The organism is Brevundimonas sp. Soil_N_31 (assembly GCF_057655995.1).
This window is the reverse complement of the sequence record NZ_JBDGLE010000003.1, coordinates 277,610-293,148: the sequence shown is the minus strand read 5'-3', so window position 1 is coordinate 293,148 and position 15,539 is coordinate 277,610. Positions and strand designations below refer to the sequence as shown.

At 69.1% G+C, this 15,539-nt stretch carries 16 protein-coding genes; 5 read left to right on the top strand and 11 right to left on the bottom strand.

Going from position 1 to position 15,539, the window contains the following annotated elements; genetic code table 11:
* Positions 1 to 34: 34 nt before the first annotated feature.
* From AC3A3G_RS06890 to AC3A3G_RS06865, 6 genes are all read right to left on the bottom strand, one after another.
* The gene (locus tag AC3A3G_RS06890; RefSeq protein WP_487487834.1) at positions 35 to 1,858 is read right to left on the bottom strand and encodes a methyl-accepting chemotaxis protein; all 1,824 of its coding nucleotides are present in this window, start codon (positions 1,856 to 1,858) and stop codon (positions 35 to 37) included.
* Between the two features lie 98 nt (positions 1,859 to 1,956).
* Positions 1,957 to 2,766 (bottom strand): sulfite exporter TauE/SafE family protein, encoded by an 810-nt coding sequence (locus AC3A3G_RS06885; protein ID WP_487487833.1) that lies wholly within the window; start codon positions 2,764 to 2,766, stop codon positions 1,957 to 1,959.
* Positions 2,767 to 2,788: 22 nt separating this feature from the next.
* Entirely contained in the window at positions 2,789 to 2,947 is a 159-nt protein-coding gene (locus AC3A3G_RS06880; protein WP_487487832.1) for a hypothetical protein, read from the bottom strand.
* 1 nt (position 2,948) lies between these two features.
* Positions 2,949 to 3,959, bottom strand: coding sequence for a tRNA dihydrouridine(20/20a) synthase DusA (dusA, locus tag AC3A3G_RS06875; protein WP_487487831.1), 1,011 nt, complete (start codon positions 3,957 to 3,959; stop codon positions 2,949 to 2,951).
* A 52-nt stretch (positions 3,960 to 4,011) separates the two neighbouring features.
* Positions 4,012 to 4,761 carry an SDR family NAD(P)-dependent oxidoreductase gene (locus tag AC3A3G_RS06870; protein ID WP_487487830.1) on the bottom strand — a complete coding sequence of 250 codons (750 nt, stop codon included), beginning with the start codon at positions 4,759 to 4,761 and terminating at the stop codon, positions 4,012 to 4,014.
* Between the two features lie 38 nt (positions 4,762 to 4,799).
* Positions 4,800 to 5,558, bottom strand: a complete 759-nt coding sequence (locus AC3A3G_RS06865) for a 3-oxoacyl-ACP reductase (protein ID WP_200168131.1) — start codon at positions 5,556 to 5,558, stop codon at positions 4,800 to 4,802.
* Between the two features lie 119 nt (positions 5,559 to 5,677).
* Here AC3A3G_RS06865 and AC3A3G_RS06860 point away from each other — a divergent pair, with 119 nt between their 5' ends.
* Genes AC3A3G_RS06860 through AC3A3G_RS06850 form a run of 3 tightly spaced genes read left to right on the top strand, consistent with a single transcriptional unit; the run spans position 5,678 to position 7,582 of the window.
* Positions 5,678 to 5,965 (top strand): metalloregulator ArsR/SmtB family transcription factor, encoded by a 288-nt coding sequence (locus tag AC3A3G_RS06860; protein WP_200168132.1) that lies wholly within the window; start codon positions 5,678 to 5,680, stop codon positions 5,963 to 5,965.
* Positions 5,962 to 6,642 carry an SdpI family protein gene (locus AC3A3G_RS06855; protein ID WP_200168133.1) on the top strand — a complete coding sequence of 227 codons (681 nt, stop codon included), beginning with the start codon at positions 5,962 to 5,964 and terminating at the stop codon, positions 6,640 to 6,642. The genes AC3A3G_RS06860 and AC3A3G_RS06855 overlap by 4 nt, the downstream gene beginning before the upstream one ends.
* Positions 6,643 to 6,661: 19 nt before the next feature.
* Positions 6,662 to 7,582 carry an alpha/beta hydrolase gene (locus tag AC3A3G_RS06850; protein WP_487487829.1) on the top strand — a complete coding sequence of 307 codons (921 nt, stop codon included), beginning with the start codon at positions 6,662 to 6,664 and terminating at the stop codon, positions 7,580 to 7,582.
* A gap of 3 nt (positions 7,583 to 7,585) precedes the next feature.
* On the opposite strand, the gene AC3A3G_RS06845 is transcribed toward AC3A3G_RS06850, so the two are convergent.
* The 4 genes from AC3A3G_RS06845 to AC3A3G_RS06830 all read right to left on the bottom strand — a co-directional run bounded on the left by AC3A3G_RS06845 (position 7,586) and on the right by AC3A3G_RS06830 (position 11,377).
* A complete protein-coding gene (locus tag AC3A3G_RS06845) occupies positions 7,586 to 8,359 on the bottom strand; it encodes a prephenate dehydrogenase/arogenate dehydrogenase family protein (protein WP_487487828.1) in 774 nt (257 codons plus the stop codon).
* A gap of 106 nt (positions 8,360 to 8,465) precedes the next feature.
* Positions 8,466 to 9,803, bottom strand: a complete 1,338-nt coding sequence (locus tag AC3A3G_RS06840) for a dihydroorotase (RefSeq protein ID WP_487487827.1) — start codon at positions 9,801 to 9,803, stop codon at positions 8,466 to 8,468.
* A 66-nt stretch (positions 9,804 to 9,869) separates the two neighbouring features.
* Positions 9,870 to 10,826: a glycosyltransferase family 9 protein gene (locus AC3A3G_RS06835; RefSeq protein WP_412878318.1), complete on the bottom strand. Its 957-nt coding sequence runs from the start codon at positions 10,824 to 10,826 to the stop codon at positions 9,870 to 9,872.
* Positions 10,827 to 10,894: 68 nt separating this feature from the next.
* Positions 10,895 to 11,377 carry an Lrp/AsnC family transcriptional regulator gene (locus AC3A3G_RS06830; protein WP_292058739.1) on the bottom strand — a complete coding sequence of 161 codons (483 nt, stop codon included), beginning with the start codon at positions 11,375 to 11,377 and terminating at the stop codon, positions 10,895 to 10,897.
* An 85-nt stretch (positions 11,378 to 11,462) separates the two neighbouring features.
* Between AC3A3G_RS06830 and AC3A3G_RS06825 the strand changes: the two genes are divergently transcribed.
* On the top strand, positions 11,463 to 12,374 hold the full coding sequence (locus tag AC3A3G_RS06825) for an EamA family transporter (RefSeq protein WP_200168138.1): 912 nt from the start codon (positions 11,463 to 11,465) through the stop codon (positions 12,372 to 12,374).
* Between the two features lie 133 nt (positions 12,375 to 12,507).
* Here the strand turns inward: AC3A3G_RS06825 and AC3A3G_RS06820 are convergent, their stop codons facing one another.
* A complete protein-coding gene (locus AC3A3G_RS06820) occupies positions 12,508 to 13,923 on the bottom strand; it encodes a methyl-accepting chemotaxis protein (RefSeq protein ID WP_487487826.1) in 1,416 nt (471 codons plus the stop codon).
* Positions 13,924 to 14,183: 260 nt separating this feature from the next.
* On the opposite strand from AC3A3G_RS06820, the gene fliI reads away from it, so the two are divergent.
* Complete coding sequence (gene fliI, locus AC3A3G_RS06815; RefSeq protein WP_289648434.1) at positions 14,184 to 15,527, top strand: flagellar protein export ATPase FliI; 1,344 nt, start codon at positions 14,184 to 14,186, stop codon at positions 15,525 to 15,527.
* The last annotated feature ends 12 nt before the right edge of the window (positions 15,528 to 15,539 follow it).

Below are 15,539 nucleotides of genomic sequence, written 5' to 3'. Positions count from 1 at the left end.
TCCCTCCCGTTCACCGGGAGGGAGAATTTGGCGCCTAAGCTACGGCCCGCGCCAGGGCGTCCATCCGTCCACGCGCGTCCAGGTCGCGCACATCGTCCAGGGCGAACTGACCCATCATGCGGTCCAGCTCGACCGCGTCGGATGCCAGGGCGTGACTGGCGGCGGTCGACTGTTCGACCATGGCCGCATTCTGCTGCGTCACCTGATCCATCTGGTTCACGGCGATGTTGACCTGCTGCAGGCCGCTGGACTGTTCGTGCGAAGAGGCCGCGATCTCTTCGGCGATGACGGTCAGGCGCTGAATCTGACCGGCGATGCGCTCCAGCGCATGACCGGTGTCGCCGACCAGGGCCACGCCCGCGCCGACCTGGCGGCCCGACTCGGTGATCAGGGTCTTGATCTCCTTGGCCGCCGAGGCCGAACGCTGAGCCAGGGCGCGCACTTCAGAGGCCACCACGGCGAAGCCGCGACCGGCGTCGCCGGCGCGCGCCGCCTCGACGCCCGCGTTCAGCGCCAGCAGGTTGGTCTGGAAGGCGATCTCGTCGATCACGCCGATGATGGCGCCGATCTCGGACGAAGAGCGTTCGATCTCGCCCATGGCGGCGATGGCGCGGCCGACCACGGCCTGACCGTCCACCGCCTCGGACTGGGCGCCGCGCACCACGCCGCCCGCCTCCGTCGCGCCCTCGGCCGAACGGGCCACGGTGGCCGTGATCTGCTCCAGGGCGGCGGCGGTTTCTTCCAGGCTGGCGGCCTGCTGTTCGGTGCGGCGCGACAGATCGTCGGACGCCTGTGAAATCTCGCGGGCGCTGGCGCCGATGGCGGCGGCGCGCTCGACGATCACCCGCATCACGCCCTGCAGCTTGTCCATCGCCGCGTTGAAGTCGGTGCGCAGCCCCTCATACTCAGGCGCAAACGGATCGTTGAGGCGGAAGGCCAGCTGGCCGTGCGAAAGCCGGTACAGACCCTTGGCCACGCCCTCGACGACGCGGGCCTGCTGGCGGGCGGCCTCGGCGTCGCGCTCGGCCTGGGCCTGGCGTTCGACCTCGGCGGCGGCGCGCGCGGCCTCGGCCTCGGCCTCCAGACGCACCTTTTCCTCGGCGTTCTGCTTGAAGGTCAGGACGGCGTCGGCCATACGGCCGATCTCGTCGCGGCGGCCGATCGCGGGGATGGCCACATTCAGATCGCCGCCCGCCAGACGCCCCATGGCGCGGGTCATGGCCTCGACCGGACGGCTCAACGCCCCGATCAGCCACAGGGCCGCGCCCACGGCGATGCCCAGCGCCAGCACCCCGCCCACAGCGAAAGCGACATAGGCCTCGGTGAAGGCGAAGGCCTTGGCCTTGGCCCGCTCCTCGGCCAGCACGACTTCCTGCTTCTGGATCGAACCCACCGCCTGTCGAATGTCCGACAGGCGCGCGGCTGAGGCCAGTTGAGCCAGGGCGGCTTCATGCGTCGCAGGCTCGCGCGCCAGGGCCATGACCCCCTGGGCGCTCTTCTCGAATTCAGCGGTGGCGGCGATCAGCGCCGTCTGCTCGGCGGCGTAGGCCCCGTCGACGTCCGACGCGGCCAGGTCCGCCATCCGCGACTTCACGTCCGCGCCGCCCTGATTGAAGGCTTCGATAAAACCGGGGTCGCGGCTGGCGACATAGCCGCGCATGGCGTTCTGCTGCTCGACGGCGGCGGCCATCAGGCGGTCCGACGCCTTCATCACCTCACGCGAGGCCGTGTCCGCCGCATCGGCGCGCTGCAAAGACGCCACGCACCACAGGACGATCAGGGTCGCCGCCCCGCACGCCGCGATCACCGCCATGAAGGACAGGATCAGCTTCTTGGGGACCGACAGGTTCTGCAACATGACTTCAAGGCTCGGGGAGGGAGGTTCAGCCTCGCTCCTAGCCCGCGCTTGTTCGACAAAGTGTTAGCGCCCGCCTGCGGGCATCTACTTAATCGCGGTCACAGCGCCTTCAGCACCACCGACAGGGCCGTCAGCAACAGATAGACCGCAAAGGCCCGGCGCAGCATCTTCCGCTCCAACCGATGCGCCAGCCGCGCGCCATAAGGCGCCGTCAATGCCGTCAGCAGCCCCATGATCACCGCCGCCGGCACATTGACGTAGCCCAGCGACAGCGGCGGCCGCCCCGGCGCGTCCCAGCCGAACACCGCGAATCCCAGGGCCGCCGCAGACCCGATGGCCAGGCCGAAGCCCGAGGCCGTCGCCACCGCCTGATGGATCGGCCGCCCGCACAGGGTCATGGTCATGCCGCCGAAACTGCCGCCGCCGACGCCCATCATGGCCGACAGCAGGCCGATGCCCGTGCCCACGCCGCGCCGCCCCCAGCCCGTCGGCAGATCCTTTCGCAGGGTGAATCGCTCGGGCAGCAGCCCCATCTGCGCCGCGATCAGCAGCAGGCAGACGCCATAGACGATCGCCAGCCCCTCCATGGAGGTGAAACCCGCGACCGCCGCTCCGATCAGCCCCCCGAACGCCACCCAGGGCGTCCAGGTCTTCAGCACCTGTTCGTCCACCGCCCCGTGCGCACGGTGCGTCGCCAGCGATCGCAGCGAGGTGGCGACGATGGTCAGCAGCGAGGTGCCGATGGCGACGTGCAGATTGCCCTCCCCGCCCACGCCCAGCACCGAGAAGGCGTAGAACAGCGCCGGGACCAGGACCGTCCCGCCGCCCACACCGAACAGGCCGCCGATCACGCCCGCGACCGCCCCCGCCCCAACCAGGGCGGCGACCATCAGGACAAGTTCGGACAAGGGCAGAGTCATGGCCAATGGCTTAGCCGTCCGCCGTCACGCCGTCAGCCTTTTCCTCCCCATGCAATGGGGAGGGGGACCACGAAGTGGTGGAGGGGCCTACGGCGGAAACGAGCAGCCCCTCCGTCACGTCGCCTTCGGCGGCGCGCCGCCTCCCCACCAGGTGGAGAGGAGAACGCATATCAAGCCGCCTTGCGCGCCTCGGCCTCGCGCACGGCCTCGACCGCGCGATCGACGACCTCCAGCCCCGCGCCGGACTTGACGCCCTCGACGGTCAGGATGCGGCGGAAGGCGCGCGCCCCCGCCCGGCCGTGCATCAGGCCCAGCATGTGCCGGGTCATGCTCGCCAGATTGGCGCCCTCGTCCAGCCGCGCGGCCATATAGGGACGGTAACGCTCCAGCGCCTCGAACACGTCGATGTCCGGCGTGGTCTCGCCGAAGATGCGACGGTCCACCTGCCCCATCAGGGCGGGTTCATGATAGGCAGCGCGGCCCAGCATGACGCCGTCCAGTTGCACGCCGTCATCGGCCCTCAAGTGCGCCTCGGCCTGATCCAGATCGCCGATGCCGCCGTTGATGCAGATGGTCAGATGCGGCCGTTCGCGCTTCAGCCGCCGCACCAGCGCATAGTCCAGCGGCGGCACGTCGCGGTTCTCCTTGGGCGACAGGCCCTTCAGCCACGCCTTGCGCGCATGGACGACGAAGCTGTCGATCCCCACCGCCGCCGAGGCGTCGACCGTGGCGAACAGGCTGATCTCAGGGTCTTGATCGTCCACGCCGATGCGGCATTTGACGGTGGCGGGGACGCGGACCGCCTCCTTGATCGCCGCCATACAGTCGGCCACCAGCTCCGGCTCGCGCATCAGGCAGGCGCCGAACCGGCCCGACTGCACCCGATCCGAGGGGCAGCCGACATTCAGATTGATCTCGTCATAGCCATAGGCCTCGCCGATCTTCGCCGCCTCGGCCAACTGCGCCGGATCCGACCCGCCCAGTTGCAACGCCACCGGGTGCTCGACCGCGTCAAAGCCCAGCAGGCGGTCGCGATCGCCGTGGATCACCGCCGGGGCCGTGACCATCTCCGTATAGAGCAGCGCGCGCGTGCTCAGCGCGCGGTGAAACGCCCGACAATTGCGGTCGGTCCAGTCCATCATGGGGGCGACGGAAAACCGGTGCGGCGGATGCTGGCTCATGGCCCGCCCCTATAGAGAAAAGGGGGCGGATTGGCGACCGGCCCCGTCGGGATCAGCCGCGCGCCACCTGGAAGCCCGCGAAGGACTGGCTGACCGGCATCAGCTCCAGCGCATTGATGTTCAGGTGCGCAGGCAGGGTCGCGACCCAGAACAGGGTCTCGGCGATGTCCTCGCCGGTCATCGGCGCCGCCCCGCCATAGAGGGCGTCGGAGGCCGCCTGATCGCCGCCGGTGCGGACCAGGGTGAATTCCGTCTCGGCCATGCCCGGCTCGATGGAGGTGACGCGCACCCCCGTCCCGTGCAGGTCCGAGCGCAGCCCCAGCGAGAACTGGCGCACGAAGGCCTTGGTCCCGCCGTAGGCGTTGCCGCCCTTGTACGGGTAGGTCGCCGCCACCGAGCTGATGTTCAGGATCGCCCCCTTGCGCGCGATCAGGCGCGGCAGCAGGCGATGGGTCAGCGTCACCAGGCCGGTGATGTTGGTGTCGATCATCTGGCGCCACTGGGCCAGGTCCGCCTCCTGCGCCGTCGCCGTACCCAGCGCCAGTCCGGCGTTGTTGATCAGCACATCGATGTCGCGGAAGCCTTCGGGCAAGGCGTCCAGCGCCGCATCGATGGCGGCCTCGTCCCGCATGTCGAACGGCGCGGTGTGCACCCGGTCCGCGCCCAGTTCGGCGACCAGTTCGTCCAGACGTTCCTGACGGCGGCCGGTGGCGATCACCTTCCAGCCCGCGCCGGCGAAACGACGCGCCGCCGCCCGGCCGATGCCCGAGGTGGCTCCGGTGATCAGAATGACGCCGCTCATGATGTCCGTCCTGGCTGAGGCTTTACTGTCAGGCCGACTTAATCCCGCACCAGCCCGCCGTCGACCACCAGATTCTGCCCCGTCACCGCCCGGCTCCACGGCGAGGCGAAGAAGAGGGCCGCATCGGCGAACTCTTCCGGCGTCGTCACCGACCGCAGCGGCGTCATGCTGGCGATCAGGTCGAACACCGCTTCGGGCGTCGCGGCGCTGGCGTCGGTTGTCCGCAGCAGCCCGCCCGAGATCATGTTGACCGTGATCCCCGACGGCCCCAGATCGCCCGCCGCCGTCCGCGTCAGGCTGAGCAGGGCGGCCTTGGCGGCAGTGTAGTCGTGATAGGGCACGACCGGATTCTGGAACAGGTTGGTGCCGATGTTGACCACCCGGCCGAATTTCTGCGCGCCCATGCCCGGCGTCGTCGCCTGAATGACGTTCAGGGCGCCGCGGATCACGGTCGCGAACTGACGCTCCATGTCTTCCCACGGGATGTCGGCCATCTGGGCGCGGGCGTCGCCGTTGAAGCTGTAGTCCAGCGCATTGTTGACCACGGTGCTGACCGGGCCGCCGAAATGGGCCTCAACCTTCGCCACCATGGCGTCCACGGCCGCACGATCGGTCACGTCAGCCTGAACGGCGAAGGCGCGCTCGCCCAGTTCCGCCGCCAGCGCCTCGGCCCGCTCGCCGCTGCTGCGCCAATTGAGCGCCACCCGCGCGCCCTGCCCCGCAAAGGCCCGCGCCGCCGCCGCGCCCACGCCGCGCGCGCCGCCGGTGATGAGAACGATCTGATCGCGGATTTCCATGAGAACAACTCGCAAACTCTAAACCAACCTCAGCCATAGGCCGCGCCCGCCGCCAAGGCCAGCCGCGCCTCGTCGAACGCGGCTTGCATTTAGGCTTTTTCCTAATTAGCCTCTTCCCTATGAACAGCCTGTTCAAGGCCCTCTCCCATCCGGTGCGACGACGCATCATCGCCATGCTGCGCAAGGGGCCGCTGGCGTCCGGCGACATCGCCGCCGCCTTCGACATGAGCTGGCCGACCATCACCGGCCACCTCAATGCGCTGAAGGAAGCCGGTCTGGTCAGCCCTGAGCGCGACGGCCAGTCGATTCGCTATCGGCTGGAGATTTCGGCGGTCGAGGAGGCCCTGGCCTTCCTGATGGACCTCAGCGGAACAGGCGGAACGAACGAGAAGGAAACGCCGAAATGACCAGAATCCGCTTCACGGTGCTGGACGCCTTCACCGCCTTGACGGTCGCAGGCCTCGTCGCCCTCGCCGTCTGGGTTCTGACCGCAGGTCCAACCACTCCCCTGCCCATGCATTTCGACATCCACGGCCAACCCGACCGTTGGGGCGACCGCAACGAACTGGCCGGCGTGATCGGCTTCATGGCCGTCATGGCCGCGATCACTGCCGGACCGATGAGCTGGTACGCCAAGCGCACGCCCGACGCCGCCCGGCGGCGCGGGCTGGAGGTCGGCCAACTCGTCTCGCTGCTGGCCATTGGCGGCGTCAGCGCCTTCATGGTCTGGACGATCCTGGGCCACGCCGCGTCGCAAGCGGCTCCGTCGATGACCCTGATCGCCGCCCTGATGAGCCTGCTGTTCGCCGTCATGGGCGCCTTCATGGGCCGGGTCGCGCCCAATCCCATCGTCGGCCTGCGCACCCCCTGGAATTACAAGAGCCGCCTGGCCTGGGACCGCTCCAACCGGCTGGCGGGCCGCCTCTTCTTCTGGCTGGGCGTGCTCGGCCTCATCACCGCCCCCGTCGCGCCCCAGCCCCTGAGCTTCGGCCTGCTGATCGGCGGCGTCCTGATCGCCGCCCTCTGGTCGGTGTTCGAAAGCTGGCGCGTGTGGCGCGCCGATCCCGACCGCCAGCCCTTCTGATCTCAAGACGGAGACAAGCATGCTGACCCTCGCCGCCGCCCTGCTGCTCTCGCCGGTTTCGACGCCGGTCGAGCTGGCCTCGACGCCCGCTCCCCTGCACGGAACCCTGCTGACACCGGAAGATCAGACACGCGCCGCCGCCGTCATCATCGCCGGCTCCGGCCCGACCGACCGCGATGGGAACAGTCCGATCGGCGTGACGGGCGGCGTCTATCGCCAACTGGCCGAAGGCCTGGCCGAGCGCGGCGTGGCGACCGTCCGCTATGACAAGCGCGGTATCGCCGCCAGCACGGCGGCGGCGACGGACGAGGCCAATCTGACCTTCGACACCATGATCGACGACGCCAAGGCCTGGGCCCGGTTGACGGCGAAGCGGACAGGCCAGCCTTGCGTCTGGCTGATCGGACACAGCGAAGGCGCCCTGATCGGACAGGCCGCGGCGGCCGACAACCCTCTGGTCTGCGGCCTGGTCCTGCTGTCGCCGGTCGGTGAGCGTGCGGGCGTCGCCGTACGCCGCCAGCTTGAGGCCGCCCTGCCCGAAGCCATGAAGGCCGACGCCTTCGCCATTCTAGACGAACTGGAAGCGGGACGCACCGTCGCCCAGACGCCGCCCGCCCTGGCCGCCCTGTTTCGCCCGTCGGTCCAGCCGTACCTGATCTCCTACTTCGTGGTCGATCCCGAGGCGCTGATCGCTGACTACGACCGTCCGATCCTGCTCGGTCACGGCTCCACCGATATCCAGGCGCCCCCATCCAATACGGAGCGCCTGGCGAAGGCCCAACCCAGGGCTGAGGTCGTGATCTTCGACGGCCTTAACCACGTCCTGCGCCCGGCCCCGATGGACCGCGCCGGCAACGCCGCGACCTATGGCGACGCCTCCATTCCCCTGGGCGCCGAAGTCGCGCCCGCCGTGGCGGATTTCATCCTGAAACCGCGCTAGGCTCTAATCGTCCAGTTCCGCCCGCGCCTGTTCGGCCAAATCGAAGAAGCGGCGGCGGACTTCGGCGGCGAAGGGGTTGTCGTGTTCGATGGCGCGAAACACCGCCGCGCTGTCGTGGCGGACCATGTCGACGCCCTGCATGACGCGCTCGAAACTGGTCGTCGTCATTCGCGTGGGCAGAGGCTCCATCGCCAGCAGCACCTTGGCGATCAGATGGGTCAGGCCCTGCACCGTCGCCGCCTCGCGGTCGTGATCCTCCGGCGTGACGACGAAGACCTTCAGCCCCAACGCCTTCCTGCAGAAGGCGGCGACGCGCCGCGCCGCCTTGTCGCCGCGCACCGGGCAGACGGCGACCCTCAGCCCCGCGATGCCGTCCTTGCCGCTCTGGGGGCCGAACAGGGGGTGGGTTCCGACGATCTGCACGCCCTCGGGCAGCCCCTCCCGCATGACCTTGGCCGGCTTCACCTTCACCGAGCCGACGTCGAGGATCAGGGCGCCCGGCGTCAGATGCGGCGCGATCGCCGCGACCGTTTCCGCCAACACGCCGACCGGCACGGCCAGCACCACCACCGGACAGGCGGCCGCCTCTTCCAGCGTCGTCATGCGCGCCAGCCCCTCGCCGTCGCTGATCGCCGGATCATGGGCGAGGATGTCGAACCACGGCGACAGATGTTTCGCCGTCAGCCGCCCGAAGGCGCCGAAGCCGATCAGGCCGAGTCGGAGTTTCGCGCCGCTTCCCAAGTTCTCGTCACCCTCGGGCTTGTCCCGAGGGTCCATCTCTGCGGCCGCCGGTTCCCGTCCAATTGGATCAGGCCAGACGATCCGGCCCTCTTGCCCATTCAACCCTAGGCCCTCGGGACGAGCCCGAGGATGACGGTCTGATTCACCCCGCCAGCGTCTCCTGGAACCGCACCGGGCGGCCGTGCGCCTGACCGATCAGTTCGCCGTCCTTCATCACCACGCGGCCGCGCACGATGGTGGCCACCGGCCAGCCCGTCGTCTCGAAGCCGTCGAAGGGGGTCCAGCCGCAGCGCGTGGCCTGCTGGTCGTGCGTGATGGTCTTCTTCGCCTTCAGGTCGACGATGGTCAGGTCGGCGTCATAGCTGACGGCCATCCGCCCCTTGTTGGCCGTGCCGAACACCCGCTGCGCCCCGCCCGAGGTCAGGTCGATGAAGCGCTCCAGCGACAGGCGGCCCTCGGCCACATGCGTCAGCATCAGCGGCACCAAGGTCTGCACCCCCGGCATCCCCGACGGCGAGGCCGGATAGGGCTTGGACTTTTCTTCCTTGGTGTGCGGCGCGTGGTCCGAGCCCAGCACATCGGCCACGCCCTGCTGCATGCCCCACAGCCAAAGGGCGTCGACATGCTCCTGCGACCGGATCGGCGGGTTCATCTGGGCGTAGGCGCCGAGACGCTCATAGGCTTCCGGCGCCGCTAGAGTCAGGTGCTGGGGCGTGATCTCGACGGTGGCGACGTCCTTGTGGAAGCGCAGGAACTCCATCTCGTCCTTCGTCGTGACGTGCAGGACGTGGATGCGGGCGCCGGTCTCTTTCGCCAGGCCGACCAGGCGGCGCGTGGACATGATGGCGCTTTCGGCGTCGCGGACCTCGGGGTGGCTGGTCCAGTCGCCGGTGCGGGCCAGGTTGCGGCGCTCAACCAGACGGTATTCGTCTTCCGAGTGGAAGGTGGCGCGGCGACGCACGTTCGACAGCACCTTGCGCACCCCCTCGTCGTCGGCGATCAGCAGGTCGCCGGTCGAGGCGCCCATGAAGACCTTGACCCCGCAGCAGCCCGGCAGGCGCTCCAGATCGGCCAGGTGCGCGGCGTTCTCATGCGTTCCGCCGACGTAGAAGGCGTGGTCCGTCCACATCCGGTCGCGCGCCCGCGCCAGCTTGTCGGCCATGGTGTCGGGATCGGTCGCATTGGGGTTGGTGTTCGGCATCTCGAACACGGCGACGACGCCGCCCAGAGCCGCCGCGCGGCTGCCGGTTTCGAGGTCTTCCTTCCACTCCAGCCCCGGCTCGCGGAAGTGGACCTGGGTGTCGATGACGCCCGGCAGGACGGTCAGGCCCGTCGCGTCGAACACCTCTCCGGCCGAGGCCTGCGACAGGTCGCCGATGAAGGCGATGCGGCCGTCGATGACGCCGACGTCGGCCTTGCCCCGCCCGGCGTGGTTGGCCACTTCGCCGCCCCGAACGATCAGGTCATAGGTCTGGGTCATCGCGTATCTCCTGAAACTCCGGCGCTTATGCGCGCCGGAGGCTTAGAGACGCAAGCCGAGGGGCGATCAGGCCGCCCGTTCGGCCAGCAGCTTCTTCGCCGCCTTCAGCACCCGCTCATAGGGCAGGTCCATCATGTGCTGGATGTGCTGGTTCAGGCGCGGGTCCAGTTCGCGGAACTCGTCGAGGGTGCGCGGGCCGCGCACGGCGACACCGGTCCACGGGCGTTTCAGCGTCTCATCCGAAGGGCCGAAGACCGCCACCGCCGGAACGCCCGCCGCCACGGCCAGCTGGGTCCACAGGGAGTCGCCGCCCAGATAGAGATCCGCGTGCGACAGGGCCGCCGCCGTCTGCAGTCGCGTCAGCCGCCCCTGCAGTTCGATCACCCGGTCGCGCTTGACCGCCGAGCGGACGGTCTGGGCCGCGTCGCGGTCCGCCTCCTCGCCCACGATCATCAGCCGCCCGCCGGCCAGCGGTCCGCCCTCGCCCAGCAGAGAGATGGCGATCTTGGCGTAGCGATCGGCGGGCCAGCGCTTGCCGATCCAGTCAGCGCCCGGCCCGATGGCCAGGATCGGGCCCGAACCCGGCGAGATCAGGGCGTCGGCGGCTTCCTGCGTGTCGCGGCTGATGAACAATTTCGGCGGCGGAATCTCGTCCAATTGCAGGGTCCGCGCCGCCTGTTCGACCAGATGCACGCCCGGCGCCGCCTTGTCCTTCACCGCCCGACGCTGACGTCGCAGCTTGCCCGACAGGGTCGAGCCGCGCATGTCGACCACCAGCCCCCAGTTGGTCTCGCGCACCTGGTTCCACAGGGCGATCCAGTCCCAGCGCCCGTCGCGGTCCAGGGTGATCAGCCGCTGAAGACGCGGCAGGTCGGCGAACAGCGGCGCGCTGGCCGGCGAACCGACGACGGTGAAGGTCGCCTGAGGGATGGCCTCGACAAGCTGGGCCAGCGCCCCCGACGACAGGACCGCCTCCTCGGCGTCCGCCTCGGCGATGTAGAGGATCGGAAAACGACCATGCATGAGATCAGCCTATCCGGATTCTCAAGGCGATTCAGCGGCGAAACTGAATCAAGGCCTGAAACCGAATTTCATCGCGCCAGGGCCCGCCGCGCGGGGTCGAAAGGCAGCACCTCCCGGATCGAGATCAGGGTCTTGAAAGCGCGCACGCGCGCGTCATCGTTCAGCATCTCGCGGGTGAAGACCTCATAGGCCTCCATCGTCGGCACCACGACATAGAGGATCAGGTCGGTGTCGCCCGTCACATACCAGGCGGCCTGGACCTCGGGTCGGGCGGTCAGCTTGTCGATCAGGGCGTCCAGAACGGCGGTGCCTTCGCGCTCCATCTCGACCAGGACGTGCATCGTCAGGGCGCGCGCCAGCCGGGCGGGATCGACCACGGAGACATCGGCGATGATGACCCCTTCGTCGCGCAGGCGCCGCAGCCGTCGCGACACCGCCGATTCCGACAGGCCGACCTTTTCCGCCAGCACGCGCGCGGGCTGAAGGTTGTCGCGGCGGACCAGGGCCAGCAGTCGGCGATCGAAGGAATCGAGATCGATGTTTTCTTGCATTTGATGAGAACATACGCCTGTTTCTTGCATCATGGCAGGTGAAATCAGCGAGAAACACAGACGGGTTTTGGCTAGGTTCCGCGCCATGTCCTCCCTGACGCTCGCCCTTCGCACGCCGCGCATCGCGGCCATTTTGCCCTACCTCGCCCTGATCGGCGGGATGGTGTCGCTTTCGGCCGGCACCTCCTTCGCCAAGACGCTGTACCCCATGGTCGGACCGGCCGGGACGGCGGCCCTGCGCGTCGGGCTGTCGGCCCTGTTCCTTCTGCTGGTCTTCCGGCCCTGGCGCAGCGCCTTCACCCGCAGCGACCTGCGCGCCCTGGCCATCTACGGCGCGGTCATGGGATTGATGAACCTCAGCTTCTACATGGCGCTGAACACCATTCCGCTGGGCGTCGCGCTGGCGATCGAGTTCATGGGACCGCTGTCGGTCGCCCTGTTCAATTCGCGCCGTCTGATCCACTTCGCCTGGGTCGGCCTGGCGATCCTGGGTCTGGGCCTGCTGTTGCCGCTGGACGGCGGCGTGGCGACGCTGGATCCGGTCGGCTGCGCCTATGCGGCGGCGGCGGCGGTGTTCTGGGCGGGCTACATCGTCTTCGGCAAGCGCGTCAGCCACCTGCCCAGCGGCGCGACGGTCGCCATCGGCATGTCGGTGGCGGCCATGACGGTCGTGCCGTTCGGCATCGCCGGCGCGGGCCTGGCCTTGTTCGACCCGAAGATCCTGGTCCTGGGCCTGGTGGTCGCCCTGGTGTCCAGCGCCCTGCCCTATACGCTGGACATGATCGCCCTGCGCCACATCCCCAAGCGCACCTTCGGCGTGGCGGTCAGCGGCGATCCGGCCATCGGCGCCCTGGCCGGGCTGTTCGTCCTGGGCGAACACCTCAGCACCCTGCAATGGCTGGCCATCGCCGCCATCATCACCGCCTCGGTCGGCGCGGTGCTGACCTCTCCGTCGGACGAGGATCAGCCGCTGCAGGATCCGGCCGCTCCGGCCTGACCACAGGCGCGTTTCGATGAAGTTCCTGTTGTCCCGGCTGCAACGGCCGGTCCCCAACCTGATCGCCTGCCTGGTGTTCGGCGCCGTGCTGGCCCTGCTGATGCGCGTAGCGGTGAAGCTGCTGTTCTAGATTCTAGAACTCGGTCCATTCCTCCACCGCCGGGCCGTTGACCACGGCGCGCAGGCGGGCGCGCTGCGCCTCCAGCGCCGGGGGCGGGCCGCCGCGCCTCGCCAGCTCGCGCACCACGCCGTCGTCGGCGCCCGTGCGGAAGCGGCCGACCAGTTCGGCCAGGTGCTCGGCCTCGGTCTTCAGATTGGCGGCCGCCGCCGTCGTCTGCTCGACCATCGCCGCGTTCTGCTGGGTGACCTGATCCATCTGATTCACCGCCTGATTGACCTGCCCCAGGCCCGAGGCCTGCTCCTGGGCCGAGGCGGCGATTTCGGCGACCAGGCTGTCCATCTCATTGACCTGTCCAGCGATCAGCTCCAGGGCGCGGCCGGTCTCGGCGACCAACTCCACGCCCTGCGCCACCTCGGCGCCCGACGCCGCGATCAGCGTCTTGATCTCCTTGGCGGCCTCGGCCGAACGCTGAGCCAGGGCGCGCACCTCGGACGCGACCACGGCGAAGCCGCGCCCGCTGTCGCCCGCCCGCGCCGCCTCGACCCCCGCATTGAGGGCCAACAAATTGGTCTGGAAGGCGATTTCGTCGATCACGCCGACGATGTCGCCGATCTCGGACGAGCGGCGGCTGATGCCGTCCATGGCGGCGACCGCGCGGCGCATCACCTCGCCCGAGCGACCCGCTTCGGTATGGGCCTTTGACGCGACCGACGCCGCCTGCCGCGCGCCCTCGGCGCTGCGCTGAACCGTGGCGGTGATCTGATCCAGCGCCGCCGCCGTTTCTTCCAGCGACGCCGCCTGTTGTTCCGTGCGGCGCGACAGGTCGTCGGACGCCTGGCTGATCTCGTCCGAGCCGCCGCGTAGCGCCGTCACCGCCGCCAGCACCTGCTCCAACGCCGTCCTGAGACTGGCCACCGCGCCGTTGAAGTCCGCCTTTACCGCCTGATGGGCGCCCTCCATCTCCTGTTCGATGGCGGCCCTCAGATCGCCGTCCGACAGGCGTGAAAGCTGTTCGGCCAGGGCGCCGACCAGCCGGGCCTGCGCCGCCTCGGCCGCCATGCGCGCCTGCTCCGCCCGCTGCGACGCCTGTTCGGCCTCAGTGATGTCGACGGCCAGCTTGATCACCTTCAGCGGCCGCCCCGTCTCGTCCAGCACCGGGTTGTAGGAGGCCTCCAGCCAGACCTCGCGCCCGCCCTTGGCCATGCGGCGGAACTTGCGGGCGACGAAGCGGCCCTCGTTCAGCTCGCGCCAGAAGGCGGCGTAGTCGGACGTCGCCGCCTCGGCCGGATCCATGAACATGCGGTGATGCTGGCCCCGGATCTCGTCCATGCCGTAGCCCATGGTCTGCAGCAGATTGTCGTTGGCGTCCCGGATCGTGCCGTCCAGGTCGAACTCGATCACCGCCTGGGATCGTCCGATCGCCGCCATGCGGCGGTCCAGTTCCTCGAGCCGCTCTCGATCCGCAGCCTGTTTTAACCGACGACTTCCACTGAACATCCGAACCGCTCCCCTTCAGAATAACGGCGATGGATTAGACAAGCCTGTCGATAACAACGGCGCTTCAAAGGTTTCATCTTTATTACTTGCAATCATAAGTTGAAAAATTATGCCTGACTTCATCGCCTGTTAACCATGATCGAGCATGTTTGCGGGGAACGGCTGCGCCTCTTGCGGCCCAGGGGCCTTCTTTGCGCAATCTCGTCGCCGCCGTCGAAGCGATCGACCCGCTGGTCGTCACCGGCAAGGTGGCGGGCGTCAGCGGCCTGCTGATCGAATCGCGCGGCGGCCTGTCGCGTCTGGCCGTCGGGGCGCGGGCCGAGATCGAGCGACGCGGCCAGCCGCCCCTGCCCGCCGAGGTCGTCGGCTTTCGCGAGGCCAAGGCCCTGCTGATGCCCTTCGGCCCGGTCGAGGGCGTGGCGCCGGGCGCCGACATCAAGATCGTCAACGCCGCCGCCAGCGTGCGCCCGACGACGGCGTGGCTGGGCCGCATCATCGATTCCTTCGGCGAGCCGATCGACGGCCTGGGGCCGCTGACGCCCGGCCTCGTCCCCTACCCCTTGCGGGCGCCGCCGCCGCCCGCCCATTCGCGCGGCCGGGTGGGCGAGCGGCTGGATCTGGGCGTGCGGGCGATGGACGTCTTCACCACCACCAGCCGGGGCCAGCGCCTGGGCATCTTCGCCGGGTCGGGCGTGGGCAAGTCGGTGCTGCTGTCCATGCTGGCGCGTCAGGCGACCTGCGACGTGGTCGTCGTCGGCCTGATCGGCGAACGGGGCCGCGAGGTCCGCGAATTCATCGAGGAGACCCTCGGCGAAGAGGGACTGAAACGCGCCGTCGTCGTGGTCGCCACCAGCGACGAACCGGCGCTGAAGCGGCGCCAGGCCGCCTATATGACCATGGCCGTGGCCGAGTTCTTCCGCGATCAGGGGCTGGAGGTGCTGTGCCTGATGGACAGCGTCACCCGCTTCGCCATGGCCCAGCGCGAGATCGGCCTGGCGGCGGGCGAGCCGCCGACGACCAAGGGCTACACCCCCACCGTCTTCACCGAACTGCCCAAGCTGCTGGAGCGCGCCGGGCCAGGGCCGATCCGGCCGGACGGGACCGAGGCGGGGCCGATCACCGCCCTGTTCACCGTGCTGGTGGACGGGGGCGACCATGACGAGCCGATCGCCGACGCCGTGCGCGGCATCTTGGACGGCCACATCGTCATGGACCGCAAGATCGCCGAACGCGGCCGCTTCCCCGCCATCGACGTGCTGAAATCCGTCAGCCGCACCATGCCCGGCAACCAGTCCCCGCCCGAGCGCGAACTGAACCGCCGCGCGCGCCAGTGCCTGAGCGCCTATTCCAACATGGAAGAGCTGATCCGCATCGGCGCCTATCGCACCGGGGCCGATCCCATCGTCGACCGCGCCATCGCCCTGAATCCGGCCCTGGAAGGCTTCTTGACCCAGGACAAGGACGACGTGACGCGTCTGACTGACAGTTTCGACAGACTTGAAACCATCCTGAACCAGGGCATGGTGGATCAATGATCGCGGGAGACG